Annotated in this window: 15 protein-coding genes; 2 read left to right on the top strand and 13 right to left on the bottom strand. The window is 74.4% G+C overall.

What is annotated here, in order from left to right; translation table 11 throughout:
- Nucleotides 1-59: 59 nt before the first annotated feature.
- On the top strand, nt 60-2066 hold the full coding sequence (locus ENKNEFLB_RS02190) for a serine/threonine-protein kinase (RefSeq protein WP_214057699.1): 2007 nt from the start codon (nt 60-62) through the stop codon (nt 2064-2066).
- Between the two features lie 14 nt (nt 2067-2080).
- Here ENKNEFLB_RS02190 and ENKNEFLB_RS02185 read toward each other — a convergent pair whose 3' ends face one another.
- From ENKNEFLB_RS02185 to ENKNEFLB_RS02155, 7 genes are all read right to left on the bottom strand, one after another.
- On the bottom strand, nt 2081-2590 hold the full coding sequence (locus tag ENKNEFLB_RS02185) for an Imm26 family immunity protein (RefSeq protein ID WP_214057698.1): 510 nt from the start codon (nt 2588-2590) through the stop codon (nt 2081-2083).
- Nucleotides 2591-2643: 53 nt separating this feature from the next.
- A complete protein-coding gene (locus ENKNEFLB_RS02180; RefSeq protein WP_214057697.1) occupies nt 2644-2979 on the bottom strand; it encodes a hypothetical protein in 336 nt (111 codons plus the stop codon).
- Nucleotides 2980-2986: 7 nt separating this feature from the next.
- The gene (locus ENKNEFLB_RS02175; protein ID WP_214057696.1) at nt 2987-3643 is read right to left on the bottom strand and encodes a hypothetical protein; all 657 of its coding nucleotides are present in this window, start codon (nt 3641-3643) and stop codon (nt 2987-2989) included.
- Complete coding sequence (locus ENKNEFLB_RS02170) at nt 3640-4218, bottom strand: hypothetical protein (protein ID WP_214057695.1); 579 nt, start codon at nt 4216-4218, stop codon at nt 3640-3642. The genes ENKNEFLB_RS02175 and ENKNEFLB_RS02170 overlap by 4 nt, the downstream gene beginning before the upstream one ends.
- A gap of 9 nt (nt 4219-4227) precedes the next feature.
- The gene (locus tag ENKNEFLB_RS02165) at nt 4228-4524 is read right to left on the bottom strand and encodes a hypothetical protein (RefSeq protein ID WP_214057694.1); all 297 of its coding nucleotides are present in this window, start codon (nt 4522-4524) and stop codon (nt 4228-4230) included.
- A 2-nt stretch (nt 4525-4526) separates the two neighbouring features.
- Complete coding sequence (locus tag ENKNEFLB_RS02160) at nt 4527-10001, bottom strand: DUF6531 domain-containing protein (protein ID WP_214057693.1); 5475 nt, start codon at nt 9999-10001, stop codon at nt 4527-4529.
- A gap of 156 nt (nt 10002-10157) precedes the next feature.
- Nucleotides 10158-10442 carry a pyrophosphorylase gene (locus ENKNEFLB_RS02155; RefSeq protein ID WP_246535794.1) on the bottom strand — a complete coding sequence of 95 codons (285 nt, stop codon included), beginning with the start codon at nt 10440-10442 and terminating at the stop codon, nt 10158-10160.
- Nucleotides 10443-10674: 232 nt separating this feature from the next.
- On the opposite strand from ENKNEFLB_RS02155, the gene ENKNEFLB_RS02150 reads away from it, so the two are divergent.
- Nucleotides 10675-11055, top strand: coding sequence for a hypothetical protein (locus tag ENKNEFLB_RS02150; protein WP_214057692.1), 381 nt, complete (start codon nt 10675-10677; stop codon nt 11053-11055).
- A gap of 10 nt (nt 11056-11065) precedes the next feature.
- Here ENKNEFLB_RS02150 and ENKNEFLB_RS02145 read toward each other — a convergent pair whose 3' ends face one another.
- The 6 genes from ENKNEFLB_RS02145 to ENKNEFLB_RS02120 form a co-directional block, all read right to left on the bottom strand.
- Nucleotides 11066-12676: an alpha/beta hydrolase gene (locus ENKNEFLB_RS02145; protein WP_246535793.1), complete on the bottom strand. Its 1611-nt coding sequence runs from the start codon at nt 12674-12676 to the stop codon at nt 11066-11068.
- Nucleotides 12673-13833 carry a DNA polymerase III subunit delta' gene (locus ENKNEFLB_RS02140; protein WP_214057691.1) on the bottom strand — a complete coding sequence of 387 codons (1161 nt, stop codon included), beginning with the start codon at nt 13831-13833 and terminating at the stop codon, nt 12673-12675. The genes ENKNEFLB_RS02145 and ENKNEFLB_RS02140 overlap by 4 nt, the downstream gene beginning before the upstream one ends.
- Nucleotides 13830-14510: a dTMP kinase gene (gene tmk, locus ENKNEFLB_RS02135; RefSeq protein WP_214057690.1), complete on the bottom strand. Its 681-nt coding sequence runs from the start codon at nt 14508-14510 to the stop codon at nt 13830-13832. The genes ENKNEFLB_RS02140 and tmk overlap by 4 nt, the downstream gene beginning before the upstream one ends.
- A 180-nt stretch (nt 14511-14690) precedes the next feature.
- Nucleotides 14691-17435: a type I DNA topoisomerase gene (gene topA / locus ENKNEFLB_RS02130; RefSeq protein ID WP_214057689.1), complete on the bottom strand. Its 2745-nt coding sequence runs from the start codon at nt 17433-17435 to the stop codon at nt 14691-14693.
- 118 nt (nt 17436-17553) lie between these two features.
- Nucleotides 17554-19056 (bottom strand): DUF7059 domain-containing protein, encoded by a 1503-nt coding sequence (locus ENKNEFLB_RS02125; RefSeq protein WP_214057688.1) that lies wholly within the window; start codon nt 19054-19056, stop codon nt 17554-17556.
- A 37-nt stretch (nt 19057-19093) separates the two neighbouring features.
- A complete protein-coding gene (locus tag ENKNEFLB_RS02120) occupies nt 19094-19900 on the bottom strand; it encodes a metallophosphoesterase family protein (RefSeq protein ID WP_246535792.1) in 807 nt (268 codons plus the stop codon).
- Nucleotides 19901-19940 lie beyond the last annotated feature (40 nt).

Below are 19940 nucleotides of genomic sequence, written 5' to 3'. Positions count from 1 at the left end.
CCCCACCGGCCGCTCGGTTACGCTCGCCGTCGACCCGATCGGACCGGACAGGAGGGGACGTGCAGCCAGAGGGCTTCGACGACGCCCTCGGCGCGTCCTACCGCCTCCTCGACCGCCTCGGCGAGGGGGCCAGCGGCGAGGTCTGGCGGGCCGTGGACAAGCGGACCGACGAGATCGTGGCGACGAAGCTGCTGCGGCGCGAGCACCTCGCCGACCGCGACCTGGTGGGGCGGTTCGTCCAGGAGCGCTCGGTGCTCACCACGCTGCGCCACCCTGCGGTCGTCGCGGTACGAGACCTCGTCGTGGAGGGCGAGCGTCTCGCGATCGTGATGGAGCACGTCGACGGCGGCTCGCTGCGCGACGTCCTCCGCGAGCGCGGCACCCTGACTCCCGCCCTGGCCGTCGACGTCGCCGCCGCCGTGCTCGAGGGCCTGGCCAGCGCCCACCAGCGCGACGTGGTCCACCGTGACGTAAAGCCCGACAACGTCCTGCTGACCCGCGACTGGGAGAGCGGCGAGCCCGGGTCGGTGAAGCTGGTCGACTTCGGCATCGCCCGGATCATCACCGATCGGCAGCGCACCGCGACCGGGCTGCTGGGCACTCCGGAGTACATGTCCCCGGAGCTGCTCACGCGGGGGACGGCCGAGTCCCCCGCCGACGTCTACGGCGTCGGGATCATGCTCTACGAGCTGCTGGCCGGGCGGACGCCCTTCGCCGGCCCCGGCAACGAGTACACGATCGCGCACCGCCACGTCACCGCCGAGCCGCCGCCGCTGGACGTGCCGGCCCCGCTGGCCGCGCAGCTCGAGGCGCTGCTGGAGAAGGACCCGACCCGGCGCCCGTCGGCCGCGGCCGCCGCGGTCGCGCTCCGCGGGGCGCGCGCCGCGGTCGCCGGCACCCCGGCCCTGGCACCCCAGGCCGGGCCGGAGGACTTCGACACCGCCCGCGGACCCTCCACGGTCGTCCGCGGCCTCACGCCCGAGACGCCCGCCGCCCCGAGCGGCACCGACGACGAGCCCGGGACCCCCACCGACCTCGGTGCCCCGGGCCAGCAGACGATCGTCCGCCCGATGCAGCGCCGCACGGTGGTCGAGGAGGACGACGACGCGCCCGCCGCGCCCGCCCGCCGCGCCGCCGTGCCCGGGTGGAAGGACCCCAAGCTGATCGGGGTCGTCGCCGCGGCCCTCGTGCTCCTCGTCGGCGCGGTCCTCTTCGTGACCCTGACCGGCGGCGAGGACGACGCGTCCACCGAGAACCCCACCCCCGAGGTCCCGGCCGCCGGCCCCGCGGAGGCCGAGCAGCCGAGCCAGCTGCAGGCAGCCTCCGGTCTCGGCCTCGAGCGGGCCGCCGCGTGGGACCCGGAGACCGAGCAGGTCCAGCTGACCCTCACCTACTCCGCCGACCGTGCCCCGCTGATGGGACCGGTGCTGGAGGTCCTGGCCAACCCGGACGGCAACTGCCCCACCGACGTCGACTGGGACGTCCCCCAGGAGCCCAACATCGTCTCCACCACCAGCATCGACGCCCCCTGCGCGTGGGCCCTGGACGTCGGCACCATCCAGCCCGGTCAGACGGTCCAGCTCCAGGCGACCTTCACCCTCCCGCTCGAGGTGGACGAGGGCGGTGACGCCTCGACGGCCCTGCAGGAGTGGCTGGCCGGGGTCGACGAGACCACCACCACGGCGCTGACCGACCCCGGCCTGTCGGCCGCGGTGGACTCCTACCCCGCGCAGCGCCTGCTGGGGATCAGCGTCGACGTCCCGAGCAGCACCTTCATCGAGAGGGTCGTGCCCGTGACGGTCTACCCGGAGTGGCCGTCGGGCACCGGGACCGTCGCGATCTTCGCGACAGGCTCCTCCGGCGACCCGAACTCGGTCCTCGCCGCCGTCGCCGGCGGCACCGACGGTGTCTCGCTCTCCAGCAGCTGCGCCCCGTCGGTGGTCGTCACCGCGGCCGGCCTGGTGAGCGCCTTGTCGCAGGTCGAGGACTGCACCGTGGGGGTTGAGCTGGGCAATCTGCCCGAGACCGCGAGCGCTCCGTTCGCCGTCGCCTTCCGCGACAGCTGACCTCGCTCCGCCCGTCAGCCGAAGAAACGGTCCGTGGTCAGGTCCTCGTCCGGGGCGAAGCCGTCGAACCGCTCCGTCCACGGCGCCAGACCGGCCCTCGCCTGCAGCGCCCTCTCGAGCGCGACGGGAGCGACCGTCGTACGGACCGGCAGCAGCGCCACCTCGTCCGCGGTGGCCGGACGGGTCCTCTCACCGAGGTGGTCCACCACGTGGGGCACCGGAGGGAACCCGACATCGACCTTGTACGCCGGGAAGGGCAGGTCCGCCGCGATGTCCCGGGGACCGATCACCCGCCACATCCCGTGGTGCAGGCGCGAGTCCAGGGTGAGCGCCAGGAACAGCAACCGGGACGCGCGAGCCTCCTCGGCCGACTCCTCGACGACGGCCTCGTCGACGATCTTGTCGAAGACCGCGACGTAGTAGACGCCCTTCTTCCGGTACGTCGCCACCACCTGGCCGAACCCGCACCGGCCGTCTCCCAGGGGGATCGAGAACATGTCGCCCTCGTCGACCTGCTGACTCACCGTGGACCTCCTTCGGGACCTGGTGCTCGCTGGTGACGCTCGACGTCGCGTCCTCAGCCCGCCGGGACGACCAGCTCGACCGTGCCGGGACCGTACTCCGTGCGGTGGACCCGCCCGGACGAGCCGTAGTCCTGCCGCTCCCAGGACAGCGAGGTGAAGCCCGTCAGGACCAGTCGACGGCCGGGCTCCACCGCCACCTCGACCGGGCCGCGCAGCAGCATGCGCAGGCGACCGTCCAGCTCGATGAGGAGCCCGTCCTCGGTCTCCTGGACCGCCGTCAGCTCGTGCTGGCCGTCGAACGGGCGGCCGAACCACCCGTCGGGCAGCTTCAGCCCGGGGCGGTGCTGACGGAAGAACGCCTCGATCTCCGAGACCGCGATCTCGCTCACCTCGTCCTCAGCCCGACCAGTCCCCCACCACAGGCGCCGAGGGGTTGGTCACCAGACGGCTCGGGCCGGCGTAGAAGTCGGGGGCGAACGGCTCCAGGCCCAGAGCCCGGCAGTACCGCTGGAGCATCTCCGGGGTGAGCCGGTCCTCCACCCGGCGGGCGGCGTAGGCCTCGACCTCCTCGAAGTCCTGGACGACGCCGTGGGCGTCGAAGCGCCAACGGCTGCCGTCCTGCACCACGGAGATCGTGCGCACGTAGTTCAGGAAGTCCGTCGGGAGGGGGCCGAACAGCTGCAGCTGGCGTGCGGCCTGCCCCCTGACGGCACCCTCGGCGACACACACCACCACCACACCCTGGACCCCCATCGACCTGGACAGGTGGCCGACGGAGGCGACCGGGTCACCTCCTCTGACACCACAGTCGAACAGCGCGGTCCACCGGCCACCCGCGGTCCCGACCACCAGCTCCCGTGGCCGGACCCGGCCGGTGAGCGGCTCGAGCCGGCCGACGTTCTCCTTCAGGCCGCCCGAGAGGTGCTCCACGTCGGCGGCGCCGTGGATCTGTGCCCGCCACGCGCGCAGGGAGGCTGCGACGTCGTCGGTCGGCGCCTCCAGGAACCCGATCGCGGCGGTGACGGGGTCTCGTCGGTCCTCCGGCCCGGTCACGACGACTGCCGGTCGGGCGCCGACCCGGAACGGCGGGCGCGCCCAGCGCGGAGGCGCTCGAGCAAGGACTCGGTACGGCGCAGTCGCGCGGACTCGCGGTCGAGGCGCGCCGATGCGGTCGACAGCGGGGTGCCCGGCGGCCACGACCGCGTCGTACGGACGAGCTTCTCCAGCTCGGCGACACCCTGACCGCGCCCCCACGCGAGCTGCGCCCGGGCCTCCTGCGCACGCCGGAGGGCCGCGCGGACCTGGCCGTCGTCCGCCCGGCTGTGCCGGCGCTCCTGGTCCTGGCCCAGCTCGACCTCGAGGAGGTCCACGAGCTGGGAGAGCAGCTCACCGGTCCGGCGCTGCTGCGAGGACCACCGCCGCCGGGCCACCGCGATCCCCGCCAGGCCGACGGCAGGGGCCACCACGAGCACGACCAGGGGTCCGGTCAGGGCCAGCAGACCACGGTCGTAGAGCGCGACCACGACCCCGATCCCCACCACCAGCACCAGCGCCACCAGGACCGTGGTCCGGACCCAGGCCGGCCACACGTCGGCGCTGTCCGCCGAGGTCCGTGCCCGCCTGCTCATGGCGGCAGGCTACCCACCGGGCCGGGTGCGTAGCCGGCGTGCCGCCTGTGCGACGGCGACCACCTCGGCGGCCAGCTCCGAGGTGTAGGACCACGAGTCGGTGGCCAGGTGGGCCGCCTCGTCCAGGAGCCTGCTCGCACCTGCGGCGTCACCGTCGGCGAGCAGCAGCCTGGCGCGCCCCGTGCTGTCGACGGCCCGGGCGAGCGCGGCGTCCGACGCCGCGGTCCTGCGCTCCCCCGGCGGCAGCTGCTGCTCGTGGCGGAGCGCGCCCTCGAGCGCCTCCAGCCTGGTCTCGAACCCTGCCACCGCTATCCCAACCTCTCCAGGACCGACGGGTCCGGCACGTAGAGCTGCTCCCCACCGCCGGGATGACCGAAGTTCGGGCCGACCTGGCCCGAGACGTAGCCGGTGCCCTCCGGCAGCCGGAACTGCGCCAGCCCGCCCATGGTGTTGGCGGACGGCAGCGCCAGCTCCGTGCGGGTGGCGGGCAGCGTCGGGGTGAGGTAGCGACCCTCGGCCGCCGACCCCCCGCCGAAGTGGCGCAGACCGTAGGTCGCGCCGTCCGCGGTGTTCATCCGCACCGTCCCGGGCGTGAAGGACTCCAGCGCCTCCTTGCGGAACTGCCGCGGGACGCCCTGCTCCTGGAGGAAGGCCGACGCCTCCCGGACCCCGGCGTACGGGTCCGGCATCTCGGGGATCGCGCCCCGGGAGGCCAGCGTGCGCTCTCCGACCAGGTCGAGCTGACGACCTGCGCCACCGAGGGCCCCGCCCGTCAGACCCCCCACCCCGGCGCTCGCACCGGTGTGCCGCAGGAAGCCGCTCACCGTGTGCGGACCATCGCTCCGGGCATAGGTGTACGCCCCGCCCGCCGCGCCGCTGGTGGTCCCCGAGATCGTTCCGCCGACGACGGCGCGCCGCATCATGGACCCACCGAGCCGTGCGGCGACACCACCGCCGCTCCAGGCCCCGAACGCGCCGGAGATCGCGACCTGACCCCAGTCGACGCTGCCGGTCGTCGCGCGCTGGATGATGGTGTCGGCGCCCGCGGACATCAGCATCATCCCGGCCGGCCCCCCGACGCCGGTGAACATCAGCGCCCCTCCCACGATGACCATGGCACCGCCGGCGAGGTACTCCCAGTTGTCCTTCGCCCAGTTGCCGGCGGCGGCGAAGGCGCCGCCGTTCTCCGACAGGTAGGTCTGGAGGTCGGCGTCCGTCATCGGGCTGAGGCCGAGCGGGTCCAGGGCGTGCATCGGGTCGTTGCCCGCGAACGAGTACGGGTTCCCCGACCACCCCGCACCCGTCACCGGCTCCCACGGGTCGACCGAGAGGAAGCCACGGGTGTCGGGGTCGTAGACCCGACGACCCATCCACTCCAGTCCGGCGAAGGTCAGCTCCCCGGCCGAGCCGAGCCCGGGGCCGGGGCCGGCAGGGCCGGCCGTCTCGTCGAGGTCCCACGGGTCGTCCCCGGTCGCACGGACCTGTCGCCACCCGGAGGTGCTCCACCGGGAGCCCACGCCGAGCACGGGACCGGTCGACACCACGGTGGTGTCCCCCACCCGGGCCGGCGCGGCGGCTCTCGCGTCGGCGCCGTCGAAGAAGACCTCGGCACCGTCGAGCCGCGTCAGCTGCCCGAGGGCGTCCACGACGGAGGTGACCCGTCGCTCACGCCCCTCGTCGTCGCGGTCGACGACCTCGGCCAGGGGACCGAGCCGGCTCCAGCGGACGTCCCGGGTCGAGCCGTCGCTGCGCTCCACCCGGGTGCGGCGACCGAGCCCGTCGTAGGAGTAGCGCGCGCTACGGGTGGTGCCGCCGTCGCGCTCGACAGCGGCGAGCAGCTGGCCCGCGGCGTCGTACGACAGCTCGCGCGTGCGGCCGTCCGTGGTCTCGGCCACGAGGCGGCCGGCGGCGTCGTAGCGCCAGCGGCTGACCGAGTCCGCGTGCCCGCCGGTCGTCCGCAGCGCGACGAGCTGGTGGGCCTCGTCGTACTCGAAGGCGCTCGAGACGCCGTCGCGCGCGATCGTGCTGATCCTGCCCGTGGCGTCCCGGTCGACCACGGTGGTCGAGGTGCGCCCGCCCTCGGCGAGGGTGTGCCCGGCGACGTGGCCGTCGCCGAAGGTCCAGGACTGCCGGACCCCGCCCGCCTCGGCGGCGACCACCCGCCCGCCCAGGTCGCGTCGGAACGTCGCACGGCCGAGCGCGTCGTGCTCCACCGCGACGATGCGGCCGGCGGCGTCGCGCTCGTAGTGCACCCGCCTGCCGTCAGGGTCGGTGCGCGTCGAGCGGCGGCCGTCGGCGTCGTAGGACCAGGAGAGGCCCCGGCCGTCCCGGGTCTGCGAGACCAGCAGCCCCCGGGGGTCCCAGGCCAGCTCGTGGACGGTCTCCTCGCCCTGCTGCGTGTGGTCGACCACGCGCGCGGTCCGACCACGGGCGTCACGGACGGCGTGGGAGACGACCTGGCCGTCCACGGCCACGGTCGCGACCTGTCCCTGGTCGTCATAGGTCCACTCGGTCCGCGTGCCGGTGGGGTGCTCCTGCCACACCTGGCGCCCGGCCCCGTCGTACCCGCCGCGGATCGTGCGGCCGAGCGGATCGGTCTCGGCGACCGTACGGCCCATCGCGTCGAACTCCCGGCGCACCACGCCCCCGTCGGGACGGGTGATGGCGACGGCGCGGCCACCGGCGTCGTACTCCCACCGGGTCGACCCACCGTTGCCGTCGGTGGCCTCGACCAGCTGGCCGGCGTCGTCGTAGCGGAACCGGCGACGGCCGTGCTGCGGGTCGCGGGACTCCAGGACCCGCCCGAGGAGGTCGTAGGTGACGAGCGTCGTGCCGACCCCGGGGACCCTGGCGGCGACGACCCGCCCGCACTCGTCGTAGCGCCACGTGGCCTGCTCGCCGGTGGGCATCGTCTGCGCGACGACCCGGCCGTCGGCGTCGTAGGTCATCGTCGTGCGCGCGCCGAGCTCGTCGACGACCGCGCCCGGACGACCGCAGCGGTCGTACTCGTAGGCGACGACCCCGCCGCCGGGCCGGGTCACGGACACCGCACGGCCAGCGGCGTCGCGCTCGACCGTGGTGAGGCCGCCCGCGGCGTCGACCAGCTCGACGGCCCGGCCGCAGCGGTCGTAGCGGGTCAGGACGCTGGAGCCGTCGGGGCGCACGCTGGCCACGAGGCGGCCGAGCGTGTCGAACTGCATGCCGGCGGCGACGGACCCGGAGACGACCTCGGCGGTGCCGGCGGCGACGTCGGCGCGCGCGGCGCGCTGCTCGCCGGTCGGCGAGGTGGTCGTGACCAGGTCGCCGTTGGCGTCGTAGTCCCGCGTCCAGACCGCCCCGGTGGGGTCGGTGGTCTCACGCAGCCGGGAGAGGGCGTCGTGCGCGAAGCGCCACTCGGACCCGTCGGGCAGCTCGACCGCAGCCAGGTTGCCGAGGTCGTCGACGTGCCGGGTGACGGCCCGCCCCAGCGGGTCGATCGTGGTCTCGAGGTCGCCGGCGGCGCCGTGCTGCATCTCGGTACGCGCGCCGAGCGGGTCGGTGATGGCCGCCACGCGACCGTCGACGGTGTGCTCGTAGGTCCAGGTCGCGCCGTCGGGGTCGGTGCGGCCGCGGAGCAGGCCGGTGACCTCGTCGAAGGCGAAGGTGGTGCGGTGGCCCGACGGGGTCGTCGCGGCGACGACGCGACCGGCGTGGTCGCGCTCCAGCCGGGCGGCGTGACCGTCGGCATCGGTGGTCGAGACGAGGTCGCCGTGCGCGTCGTAGGCGAAGGAGACGACGACCCCGGTCGGGTCGACGACCTCGGTCAGCAGGCCCGCGGCCCACGTCATCCGGGTCACGCCGCCCTCGGGGTCGGTCAGGGTGGACGGGTTGCGCTCGTCGCCGTCGTAGGTGAAGGAGGTGACCGCGGGCGTGCCGTCCTCGGTCAGCACCTCGACGGTCGCGAGCCGGTCCTGGTCGTCGAAGGACTGGGTGACGTCGGCGCCGTTGGGGCTGACGGTGCGGACCAGACGGCCGCGGGCGTCGTACTCCCGCACCGTGGTCGACCCGTCGCGCTCGGTGACCGAGACGGCGTTGCCGTGGGGGTCGTACGACGTCGACTGCCGCCGGTCGGCGCTGTCGATCGCGCCGACCAGCCGCCCGCGCTCGTCGGCGACCCAGGTGTTCGAGCGGGTGCCGTCCTCGTCCGAGACGACGGTGACCCTGCCCGGCAGGTAGGCGTACCGGGTGACCCGGCCGTGCGGGGAGCGCTGACGGGTCACCCGGGAGCGGTCGTCGTAGGAGTTCTCGACCTCGACGACGCCGGACGCGCCGATGACGGCGTCGACGAGCCCGCGCTCGTCCCACCGGTAGCGGCGGGTGCCGAGGGCGGTGCCGGCCGCGACCAGACGGTCCTGGTCGTCGTAGTCGTAGGTGACCTCGCGCCCGTCCGAGGCACGGACGGCGAGCAGGCGGGTGTCGCCCCAGACCAGCTCGAGGTGGCGTCCTCGCTCGTGGGACATGCGCACCAGGCGGTCCTCGGCCCAGGTCAGCCGGACCGTGGTGCCGGGCCCGGCGGTCTGCGCCAGGAGCCGACCGGCGCGGTCGAAGCGCCAGCGGACGCCGTCGTTGCCGCTGACGAGGTAGCCGTCGTCCTGCCGCTCGAGCCACCGGCTCTCTCCGGCCGCGCGGTCCCACGCCTCGCCGAGACGGGGGAAGACCAGCTGCCGGCCGTCGGGCAGGGTGCACCGGGCGGCCTCGTCGTCGAGGGACAGCCCGGTGTCGGCCCAGGAGGACCAGCCCGGACCGAGGGCGCCGACGACGCAGGTCATCGAGTTGTACATCCGGGTGAACGACAGCGAGGCGCACCCGCCGGCGAAGCCGAGATCGGCCTCGGGCTCGAGGAAGTTGCCTGTCGAGGTGTTGACCGGGTCGTCGGCGTAGCCGGAGGTCGGCATCGCGCCCACGGCCTGGGCCGGCTCGATGACGAGGTCCTGCCGGGCGGCGTCGACCCCGGCCGACTGCAGCGCTGCGGCGACGGAGGCGTCGGACAGGGTGGACACCTCGCCGTCCCCGCCCGCGGCCGTGAAGGCGGCGGCGACGGTGTTCGCCCAGGCGACGTCGTTGTCGTTCGCCTCCAGCCAGCGGTCGGCGCCGGTGAAGACGCCGTCCGCGGACAGGGACCCCCAGTGGCAGGTGGACCGGAAGGTCCAGAACCGGGCCCGGGCCGCCGAGAGCGGCGTGCGGGCGCGGTCGTCGGCGGCCGCCGAGGAGGTCGCGAAGGACGTGAGGTCCGCGGGCCTGGCCGAGGACGTGCCGCCCGCGCCGCCCGTCCCGCTGGCCGGCGTCTGCCGGGGGGTGCTGCGGGGGGCCGCGACGGGCACCTCGATCGGGCTGGCGGGCGGGCCGACCGGGGGCTCGTCCTCGCCGGTGAAGAAGTCGCCGATGCCGTCACCGACCTTCTCCAGCCCGCTGCGGCTGTCCTGCTCGGCCTTCCAGGCACGCGCGGTCTCCCGGCGCTCCTGCTCCTTCTGCGCCTCCTCCGCCAGACGCCGGGCGCCCTCGGCGACCTCGCGCAACCGGTCGGCGAGCTCGCGCGCGTCCGCGGCAGCGGTGCTGGCGTTGTCCTGGAACAGCGTCGAGAAGAAGCCCCGGAACTCCTGCATCGCCACCGAGACGAAGACGTTCCTCGAGCCGAGCTGGCCGTCGACGGTGCCGGCGGCGTCGTCGGCCGCCGCGCTCAGCGCCTCCGCGGCCCCGAAGTCGAACGGGACGTCCTGCTCGATACCGGACAGCTCGTCGCCCACCGCACACCACTCCTACCCGCGGGGTCGGGCCCCGCGACACGTTCGTCTCGACTCGACACAGGGCTGCACAGCACGGGCTGCACACCCACCGCCCGGCACCGGGTCGCCGTCAGCGCGACGGCGACCCGGGTGACGGACGGTCAGCGGGCAGTCCGCTCAGGCGCCGCCGCCGGCGGTCATGATGTTCTGGCTGATCTGGTCCAGCTGCACGCGCAGCTCCTCGAGCTCGGTCTTGGCCTTGTCCAGGGCCGCCTTGGTCTCGGGCCAGGTCGCGGAGCGGAACCGCTCGGCCAGGGGGCCGTCCCAGTTGTTGGGGTCGGAGAGCTGCTGGCCCTTGGTGTCGAGCTGGTTGATCTGGTCGGTCAGGCCGCCGTTGATGATCGAGGACATCTGCTGGATGGCGGACTTGGCGGTGGCGGAGGAGAGAACGCGGTCGGACACGGGTGCCTGCCTTTCGCCGACCACGCGGGCCGGCAGGTGCTGGTCGTACGGACCCGGTCATGATGTCGAAGGTCCTACCCGGTGTCTCACCGTGTCCAGGATCCTGGACAGTTCCGGTCCAGTACCCGAGACCCGGCCGCGCACCAGCCGCTCCGCGGTGGTCTGACGCTGGCAGACTCCCTCCGTGAGGAGCCCCCGCCAGGCCGGTACGTCGTCACCGCGCGGAACGTCAATGCCCGTCGTCCTCGTCGCGCTGCTCGTGGTCGCTGCCGTCGCCGTCGTCGGCGCCGGTCGGACGCTGGACCGGGTCCGGGCCGACACCGCGGTGCAGGCCGTCGGGCAGGGCGAGCCCGGTTGCGTGAACGCCGCCGTCTTCACCGGGCCGGACGGCGTCGAGCGCAGCGTCGACGTGACGGTCTACAAGGCCAGCTGCCTCGACCGGGACCCGGGCGACCCCGTCACCGTCTACTACGACGCGGGCGACCCGTCCGTGACCGCGCCGAGCCAGGCCTGGTGGTGGACCCTGCTGCCGACGCTGGTCGCTCTGGCCATGGGCGCCTTCCTCGTGCGCAGCGCGGTCCGCCACGTCGCCGGAGCCCGCGGGCACCGGTGAGCGCCGCGGTTCAGCACCTGAGGTCCTCCTCCGGCGCCGTGCCGTCGAGCAGGTAGTCCTCGACGGCGGCGTCCACGCAGGCGTCGCCCTGGCCGTACCCGGTGTGACCGTCGCCGTCCCGGGTCACCAGCACGCCGGACTCCAGCTGCTCGGCCAGCGCGACCGACCACTCGTACGGCGTGGCCGGGTCCCGGGTGGTGCCCACGACCATGATCGGTGCGGCGCCGGCGGCGTCGATCTCCGGACGCGGCTCGGCCGCCTCCACCGTGACGCCCTGGCAGCCGACCATGCCCCAGGCGAAGGTCTCGCCGAAGGTCGGCGAGGCCTCCTCGAACGCGGGGACGAGGTCGGGGACGTCCTCGACCGGGACCGAGGTCGGGTCGTCGAGGCACCGCACGGCGTAGATGGCCTCGGCGCTGTTGTCGGCGTAGCTGCCGTCGGTGCGGGACAGGTAGAGGTCGGCCAGCGTCGCGAGCGCGGTGCCGTCGCCGTCGAGCGCGGCGCGCAGCGCCTGGTCGAGCAGCGGCCAGAGGTCCTCGCTGTAGAGGGGGAACACCAGGCCGTAGAAGGCCAGGCCGCCGCTCAGCTCACGGTCGCCGGTGGTCGGCAGCGGCTCCTCCTGCACCCGGTCGAGCAGGTCCGAGATCGTGTCGAGGCCGCCCTGCAGGTCGTCGCCGAGGTAGCAACCGGAGATGTTCTCGGTGCAGTTGCCGACGTAGGAGCGCAGCGCGGTCTCGAACCCACCGGCCTGGCCGATCGCCTCGTCGACGGCGCCGAGGCTGGGGTCGACCCCGGCGTCGAGGACCATCCGGCCGACCCGCTCGGGGAACAGCTCGGCGTAGGTCGCGCCGAGGTCGGTGCCGTAGGAGGCGCCGAGGTAGACCAGGCGCGGGTCGCCGAGCGCGGCGCGCAGCACGTCCATGTCACGGGCGGCCTCGACGGTCGAGACGTGGCCGAGCAGGTCGCCGGTGCGCGCGGCGCACCCGGCGAAGAAGTCCTCCTGGGCGCTCGCGTAGGCGGCGGCCTCGGTCGGGTCGTCGGGCGACGGGTCGGCCTCGGTGAAGGCGTCGAGCTCGGCGTCGGTGAGGCAGTCGACCGGGGCCGAGCGGCCGACCCCGCGCGGGTCGAAGCCGACGACGTCGAGGTTGGCCAGCAGGTCGCCGCCGAGGATGCGGCCCGCGGCGGCGGCGTACGACGTGCCCCGCGCGCCGGGCCCGCCGGGGTTGACCACGAGCGACCCTACGGCCTCGCCCTCGGCCGGCAGCCGCAGCAGCGCGAGGTCGATCGTGTCGCCGCCGGCCTCGGCGTAGTCGACCGGGACGGTGAGCGTGGTGCACTCGGCGGCGTCGTCCTCGTAGTCCCCCGGCGGGCAGGCCTCCCAGGCGAGCTCCTGGTCGTAGAACGGGGCGAGCGAGTCGTCGGGAGGCGTCCGCGCGTCGGCGGCGTCGGCGTCCAGGGGCGCGGCGGTGCGGGTCGGGGTGTCGGCCGGCGCGTCGTCCTGGTCGTCGTCGCCCAGCACGACCAGGCCGGCGGCCAGGCCGGCGCTGAGCAGCAGGGCGAGCGCCAGGAGCCCGGCCACGACGACCACCACGGCGCGCCGCTGGCGCATCCCGAAGCTCACGGTCGGACCTCCTCGGGCACCAGCAGCGCCACCGTCATCGACTCCAGGGCCAGGGCGACCGGCACGTTGAACTCCATCATCTGCTCGCGGGCGGTGAAGATCGCGTCGATCCGACGCAGGTTGACCTCGGGCGTGGAGTGCCGGGCGAGGTCCTCGACCTCGCCGCGGATCTCCTCGTTGACCAGCGCCTGCGGCGACCCGAGCCCCACCGTGATCGCGTCGCGGTAGACCGACGCGAGGTCCATCAGCCCGCGGTCGACCACGTCGAGCACCCGGCGCTTGGCCCGGGTCTTCTGCGCCTTGTCCATCTCGGCCAGCGCGGGGGCGTACTCCCGGGGGCGACGGCCACGCTCGACGACGCCGTAGGCCGCGTCCAGGTCGGCCTTCTCGCGCGCGTCGAGGGCCGAGGTCAGCGCCTCCGCCTCGGCCTTGGCCCGCTCGGCCAGCCCGGTCGCGGCGCGCATCGCGGCGCCGAGGGAGACCAGGGCGGCCGGCAGCCCGACGACCTCGCGCCGCCGGGTCCGGGTGTCCTCGTCGGTGGCGAGGGCGCGGGCGCGGCCGATGTGGCCCTGGCTGGCGCGGGCGGCGTGCAGCGCCAGCGCCTCCGGCACCCCGAGGGTCCGCTCGAGGAACGCCGCGACGTCGGGGGTGGCCGGCGTGGTCAGGGTGACCAGCCGGCAGCGGGACCGGATCGTGGTCAGGACGTCCTCGACCGTCGGGGCGCAGAGCATCCACACGGTGCGGTCGGTCGGCTCCTCGATGGCCTTGAGCAGCGCGTTGCACGCACCCTCGGTCAACCGGTCGGCGTCCTCGACGACGATGATCTGCCAGCGGCGGCCGTTGGGCGCCAGGGCGGCCTTGCGGACCAGGTCACGGGCCTCGGCGATCCCGATCGAGAGCTTCGCGGTCCGGACGACCTGCACGTCGGCGTGGCTGCCGACCAGCACGGTGTGACAGGCGTGGCACTCCCCGCAGCCGCCCCGCTCGCACTGCAGCGCGGCGGCGAACGCGGTCGCGGCGTTGGACCGGCCCGAGCCCGGGGGGCCGGTGAAGAGCCAGGCGTGGCCGACCCCACGGCCGTCGGCGGCGTTCTGTGCGGCCTCCTGCAGCACCGCGACGGCCCGGCGCTGGCCGACGAGGTCGTCCCAGACGCTCACGGGCGTGCCTCGACGGTGGTCGCGCGCGCGGCGGCGGCCAGCCACGGGCGCACGCCCGCACGCACCTGCTCGGCGATCTCGTCGACCCCGGCCCGGGCGTCGAGGACGAGGTAGTGCTCGGGGTCCTCGGCGGCCATCGCGACGAACGCCGCCCGCACGCGCTGGTGGAAGTCGAGCGACTCGCCCTCGATCCGGTCCCGCCCCTCGAAGCGGCCGAGGCCGGCGGCCGGCTCGAGGTCGAGCACGACGGTCAGGTGCGGGCGGAGGTCGCCGGTGGCCCAGCGCGCGACGTCGGCGACCTCGGCGACCTCGAGCGCCCGGCCGGCGCCCTGGTAGGCCAGCGTGGAGTCGACGTAGCGGTCGGTCACCACCACCTCGCCCCGTGCCAGCGCCGGGAGCACGAGGGTCTCGACGTGCTCGGCCTTGTCGGCGGCGTAGAGCAGCACCTCGGTGCGGTCCGCCAGCGCCCCGGTGTCGGGGCTGAGCACGATCCGCCGCAGCTCGGCCCCGACCGGGGTGTCACCGGGCTCGAAGGTCGGCCGGACGACGTACCCCTGCTCGCGCAGCCAGGTGGTGAGCAGCCGCGACTGCGTGGACTTGCCCGACCCCTCGCCGCCCTCGAAGCAGACGAGGACGCCGCGCTCGGTCCACCGCCCGGGCCAGGTCCCTGTGCTCACGCCCCAGAACTTACGGGGCGGTGCCGACGGCCGCCCGGGGCGGGCGGCGGGCGGCCTGTCCGCGGGCCGGCGTGCCGGGTCGGGGTTGACGGGCAGGTTTCGACCATGCCGGCCTTCGCACAGGCCGACATGTTCGGAAGTCCCCGGCCGACCGGGGACTTCCGCACCCGGACCGCCGGCCTACGCCTTCTTCGCCGCAGCCTTCGTCGTCTTCTTGGCCGCCGTCTTCTTGGCGGTGGTCTTCTTGGCCGCCGTCTTCTTGGCCGCCGTCTTCTTCGCGGCGGTCTTCTTGGCCGGGGCCTTCTTCGCGCCCTTCTTGGCCGTCTTCGCCGGGCCCTTGGCGCGGCGCTCGGCCAGCAGCTCGGCGGCGCGCTCGATGGTCACCTTCTCCACCGAGTCCTCCTTGCGGAGGGTGGCGTTGTACTCGCCGTCGGTGACGTACTCGCCGAAGCGGCCGGCCTTGACCACGACCGGGAAGCCCGAGACCGGGTCCGGACCGAGCTCCTTGAGCGGCGGGGCCGCGGCGGCGCGGCCACGCTGCTTGGGCTGGGCGTAGATCGCCAGCGCCTCGTCGAGGCCGATCGTCAGCAGCTGGTCCTCCGTGGTCAGCGACCGCGAGTCGGTGCCCTTCTTCAGGTACGGGCCGTAGCGGCCGTTCTGGGCGGTGATCTCGTCGCCCGACTCCGGGTCGGTGCCGACCACGCGGGGCAGCGAGAGCAGCGTGACGGCCTCGTCGAGGGTGATCGTGTCCAGCGACATCGACTTGAACAACGAACCCGTGCGCGGCTTGGCGGACTTGGCCGCGTCCTCGGGCAGCTGCTCGGTGACGTACGGGCCGTACCGGCCGTTCTTGGCGACCACCGCGAGCCCGGTCTCCGGGTGCGCGCCCAGCGGGATCTCCTCGCCGGCCGGGCTGGCGAACAGCTCGGCGGCCTTCTCCAGGGTCAGCTCGTCGGGGGGCAGGTCGTCGGGCACGTTGGCCCGCTTGGCCAGCGCGTTGCCCTCGTCGTCGGGACCCTCGAGGTACGGCCCGTAGCGCCCGACCCGCAGGTTGATGCCCGACTCGGGGCCGCCGATCGGGAAGGTCGCCAGCTCGCGGGCGTCGATGTCGCCGAGCTCGTCGACCAGCCGCTTGAGGCCGGTGACCTCGCCGGCGCCGTAGTAGAACTCCGCGAGCTCGGTGCTGCGGTCCTTGCGGCCGCCGGCGATGTCGTCGAGGACGTCCTCCATCGCGGCGGTGAACTCGTAGGACACCTGGCGGGGGAAGTGCTCCTCCAGCAGCCGGGTGACCGAGAAGGCCAGCCACGCCGGGACCAGCGCGGTGCCCTTCTTGTAGACGTACCCACGGTCGACGATGGTCTTCATGATCGAGGCGTACGTCGAGGGGCGACCGATCTCGCGCTCCTCGAGCTCCTTGACCAGGGTGGCCTCGGTGTAGCGGGCCGGCGGCTTGGTCTCGTGGCCGTCGGCGCTCAGCGAGGCCGCCGAGACGGCATCGCCCTGCTCGAGCGCGGGCAGCCGGCTCTCCTGGTCGTCGGTGGCGGCGCCGTGGTCGGTGCCCTCGACGTAGGCCTTGAGGAAGCCGTGGAAGCTGATCACGCGGCCGCTGGCCGAGAAGACGACGTCCTCGCCGGTCGAGGCGGCGCCGCCGAGGCGGATCGTCACGCTCTGCCCGGTGGCGTCGCGCATCTGCGAGGCGACGGTGCGCATCCAGATCAGCTCGTAGAGGCGGAACTGCTCGCCGGTCAGCCCGGTCTGGGCCGGGGTGCGGAAGGTGTCGCCGGCCGGCCGGATCGCCTCGTGCGCCTCCTGGGCGTTCTTCACCTTGGAGGCGTAGACGCGCGGGGCGTCGGGGACGTACTCGGCGCCGTAGAGCTCCCGGACCTGCGCGCGCGCCGCGTCCACGGCCGCGCTGGACAGGGTCGTGGAGTCGGTCCGCATGTAGGTGATGTGGCCGTTCTCGTACAGCCGCTGCGCCACCGACATCGTCACCGAGGCGCCCATCCCGAGCTTGCGGCTGGCCTCCTGCTGCAGCGTGGTGGTGCGGAAGGGCGCGTACGGGGAGCGGCGGTAGGGCTTGGCCTCGACCGAGCGGACGTCGTACGTCGAGTCGGCCAGCCCGGAGACCAGCGCCTCGGCGCGGCCACGGTCGAGGTGGACGACCTTGCCCTGGGCCGAGGACTTCAGCAGCCCGTCGGGACCGAAGTCGGAGCCGCGGGCCACGCGGGCGCCGTCGACGGAGTGCACCCGGGCGCCGAACATCCGCTGCTCGTGCTTGCTGCCGGCGTCGAAGGTGCCCTCGAGGTCCCAGTACGAGGCGACCTTGAACTTGATCCGCTCGCGCTCGCGGTCGACGACCAGGCGGGTGGCCACGGACTGCACGCGCCCCGCGGAGAGGCCGGACATGACCTTCTTCCACAGCACCGGGCTGACCTCGTAGCCGTAGAGGCGGTCGAGGATGCGCCGCGTCTCCTGGGCCTCGACGAGGTCGTCGTTGATGGTGCGCGGGTTGGCCACGGCGGCCTGGATCGCGGGCTTGGTGATCTCGTGGAAGACCATCCGGTGCACCGGGACGCCCTTCTTGGGCTTCAGCTCGTCGAGCAGGTGCCACGCGATGGCCTCGCCCTCGCGGTCCTCGTCCGTGGCCAGGTAGAGCTCGTCGGCGTCCTTCAGCAGCTTCTTCAGCTTGGCGATGTGCTGCTTCTTGTCGCGCGGCACCACGTAGTACGGCGTGAACTCGTTGTCCACGTCGATCGCCAGCCGGCCCCAGGGCTTGTCCTTGATCTCGGCCGGGGTGTCCGCGGCCGACATCGGCAGGTCACGGATGTGACCGATGGAGGACTCGACGACGTAGCCGTCGCCGAGGAACCCGCCGATGTTGCGGGCCTTGGCCGGCGACTCGACGATGACCAGCTTGTGGGACACGGGGGCGTCATTCCTTCGCGGAGGGGGTGGGGCACCGCAGACCGGCACCCGGCGGTCACGGTAGCGCGTGGTGGCCACCCCGCCCGCCGCCCGCCGTCGCGGCGCCCCTCCCAGGGGCTCAGGTCAGGAAGCCCTCGGCCACCAGGTCGGCCACGACCGGCAGGTAGCGCGAGCGCAGGTCCTCGGGCGCCCGGTCGGTCAGCACGGCCAGCGCGTCGAGGACCTGGCCGACGCTGAGGTCGCCGTCGCAGGCCCCCACCAGGGCGGCCTCGACGGTGTCGACCTGCCGGGCGCGGCGGAAGCCGAGCTGCTGGCGCAGCACGATCGCCTCGGGGTCCTCCGCCCCGGGAGCACCGGCCGTCTCCTGGCGTACGTCGGCCCGCGCCACCAGGTGGTCGTCCGGGCCGACCGGGCGACGCACGGCGCGCCCCCACGAGGCGATCGCGGGCGCGATCGGCTGCTCGAGGTCGAAGGGCCAGTCGAGCAGAGTGTGCACAGCGCCGCCCGTGCCGGGACCGGCGGACGGGGCGTCGTCGGGCCGGCGGTGCAGGTTGACCCACCCGAACCCGACGCCCTCGACGCCCTGCTCGTCGAACCACGAGAGCCACGTGTCGTAGCGGCGGCGGTAGGCCGCGGCCGAGGCCGGGTCGCCGCCGTTGGTGGCCGGGTGGGCGCCCTCGTCCTTGAGCCACAGCTCGACGTAGGCGGCCGGGTCGAGCACCTCGCGCTGCACCACCAGCGCGTCGCAGCCGGGGTCGAGCCAGCCGCCGAGGCGCTCGTCCCACGTCTGGTCGCGGGTGACGACCCAGTTGGCCAGCACCTGGCACCAGCCGTCGGGGGCGAGGTGGGCCGGCGCGGCCCGCACGATGTCCTCGACCACGCGGTCGCCGGGCAGCCCGGAGTCGCGGTAGACCAGCCGCTCGCCGGTGGCAGGGGAGATCACGAACGGCGGGTTGGTGGCGATGAGGTCGAAGCGCTCGCCGGCCACCGGCTCGAAGTAGGACCCGTCACGGACCTCGACGGTGTCCTCGACGTCGTTCAGGGCGGCGTTGAAGCGGGCGATCCGCAGCGCACGGCGGTTGACGTCGGTGGCCACGACCCGGCGGCTGTGCCGGGCCAGGTGCAGCGCCTGGACCCCGCAGCCGGTGCCGAGGTCGAGGGCGCTGCCGACCTCCTCGCGCAGCGTCAGCTGGGCCAGCGAGGCGGAGGCGGCGCTGATCCCGAGCACGTGGTCGGCGCCGACCCGCTGGGCCAGCCCGTCCAGTCCCGGGGTGAGGTCGCTGACCACCCAGAACGCGTCGTCCTCGGAGGCGTACGGCCGGACGTCGAGGCGGGCGGCGACCTCGCCGACGGACTGCTCGAGCACGCCCTCCACCGCGAGCCGGTCGACCACGCCCGGCAGCGCGGCCTCCGCGGCGTCGGTGGTCACGGCGGTCTGCAGCAGGAACAGCCGCACCAGGGTCTCGGCCGGCGTCCCGCCCCGGGTGGCCATCAGCCCCGGCGTGGTCTCGTTGCGGCCGAGCGCGGCGTGCGCGAGCGGGCCGAGCAGGTCCGCGACGGTCTCGTAGTCGAAGTCGGCGGCGAGCAGGGCGTCGCGCAGGCGGTACGGCAGGTCGGTCACCCGTGCATCCTGCCCGACCCGGTTCCCGGCGCCAGGGTCAGCGGTGGTGGTAGTCGTCGGTGGACCAGGTCCCGTCCCGCCAGGCCTGGGCGACCCCGCGGTAGACGCCGTGGCGCAGCTCGGCGGCCCACCCGTCGTACGCCGGCATCCCCACCGCGCGGGCGTGGGCCAGCTCGGCCTCGACGTCGTAGGGCACCCGGACGAAGGAGACCCCGAACGGCGCCGGGTCCCCGGCGTCGACGACGCCCTCGAGCACGACGTAGACCGGGGTGGGGTCGTAGACGCAGTTGCCGACGCTGCCGGCGTTGACCAGGGTCCGGCCGAACTGGGTCTCGTAGAACGGGTCGTGGCTGTCGCCGTAGACGACGACGTCGGGGTCGGGGACCTCGCCGAGCGCCGCCCGCGTCGCGTCGGTGGCGGCGAACTGGCCGAGGAACTCCGCGCCGTCGTGGTCGTAGCGGACCCGGCGGTGGACGCTGCGCGCCGAGGCGTGCATCAGCCGGACCCGCCGTCCGCTCAGCAGCAGGTCGTGGCAGAACGGCTGCGCCCGCAGCCACTCCCCCTGCCCCGGTGCGAGCTGGGCCCGCCACCAGGCCAGTGCCTCGTCGTCGTAGGTCCGGTCGGGGTCGGGCAGGAAGTCGTCCCAGTTGCCCAGGACGTTGACCTCGCACCGCTCCCGGGCCAGGTCGACGACCTCCCGCCCGCGCGGGCCCTTGCCGACGTGGTCGCCGAGGTTGAGCACCCGGCTGATCCCGCGGGCCCCGACGTCGGCCAGCACGGCCTCGAAGGCGCCCAGGTTGCCGTGCACGTCGGAGACGACCGCGATCCGCTCCAGCCCGCTCACACCCCGAGCATGCCACCGTGCCGGGGCGGCCCCGGGACGG

The organism is Nocardioides aquaticus, from assembly GCF_018459925.1.
In the GTDB taxonomy this organism is placed as follows: Bacteria; Actinomycetota; Actinomycetes; order Propionibacteriales; family Nocardioidaceae; genus Nocardioides; species Nocardioides aquaticus.
Note: the sequence above shows the minus strand (reverse complement) of the source record. Positions and strands in the feature narration are given on the sequence as shown.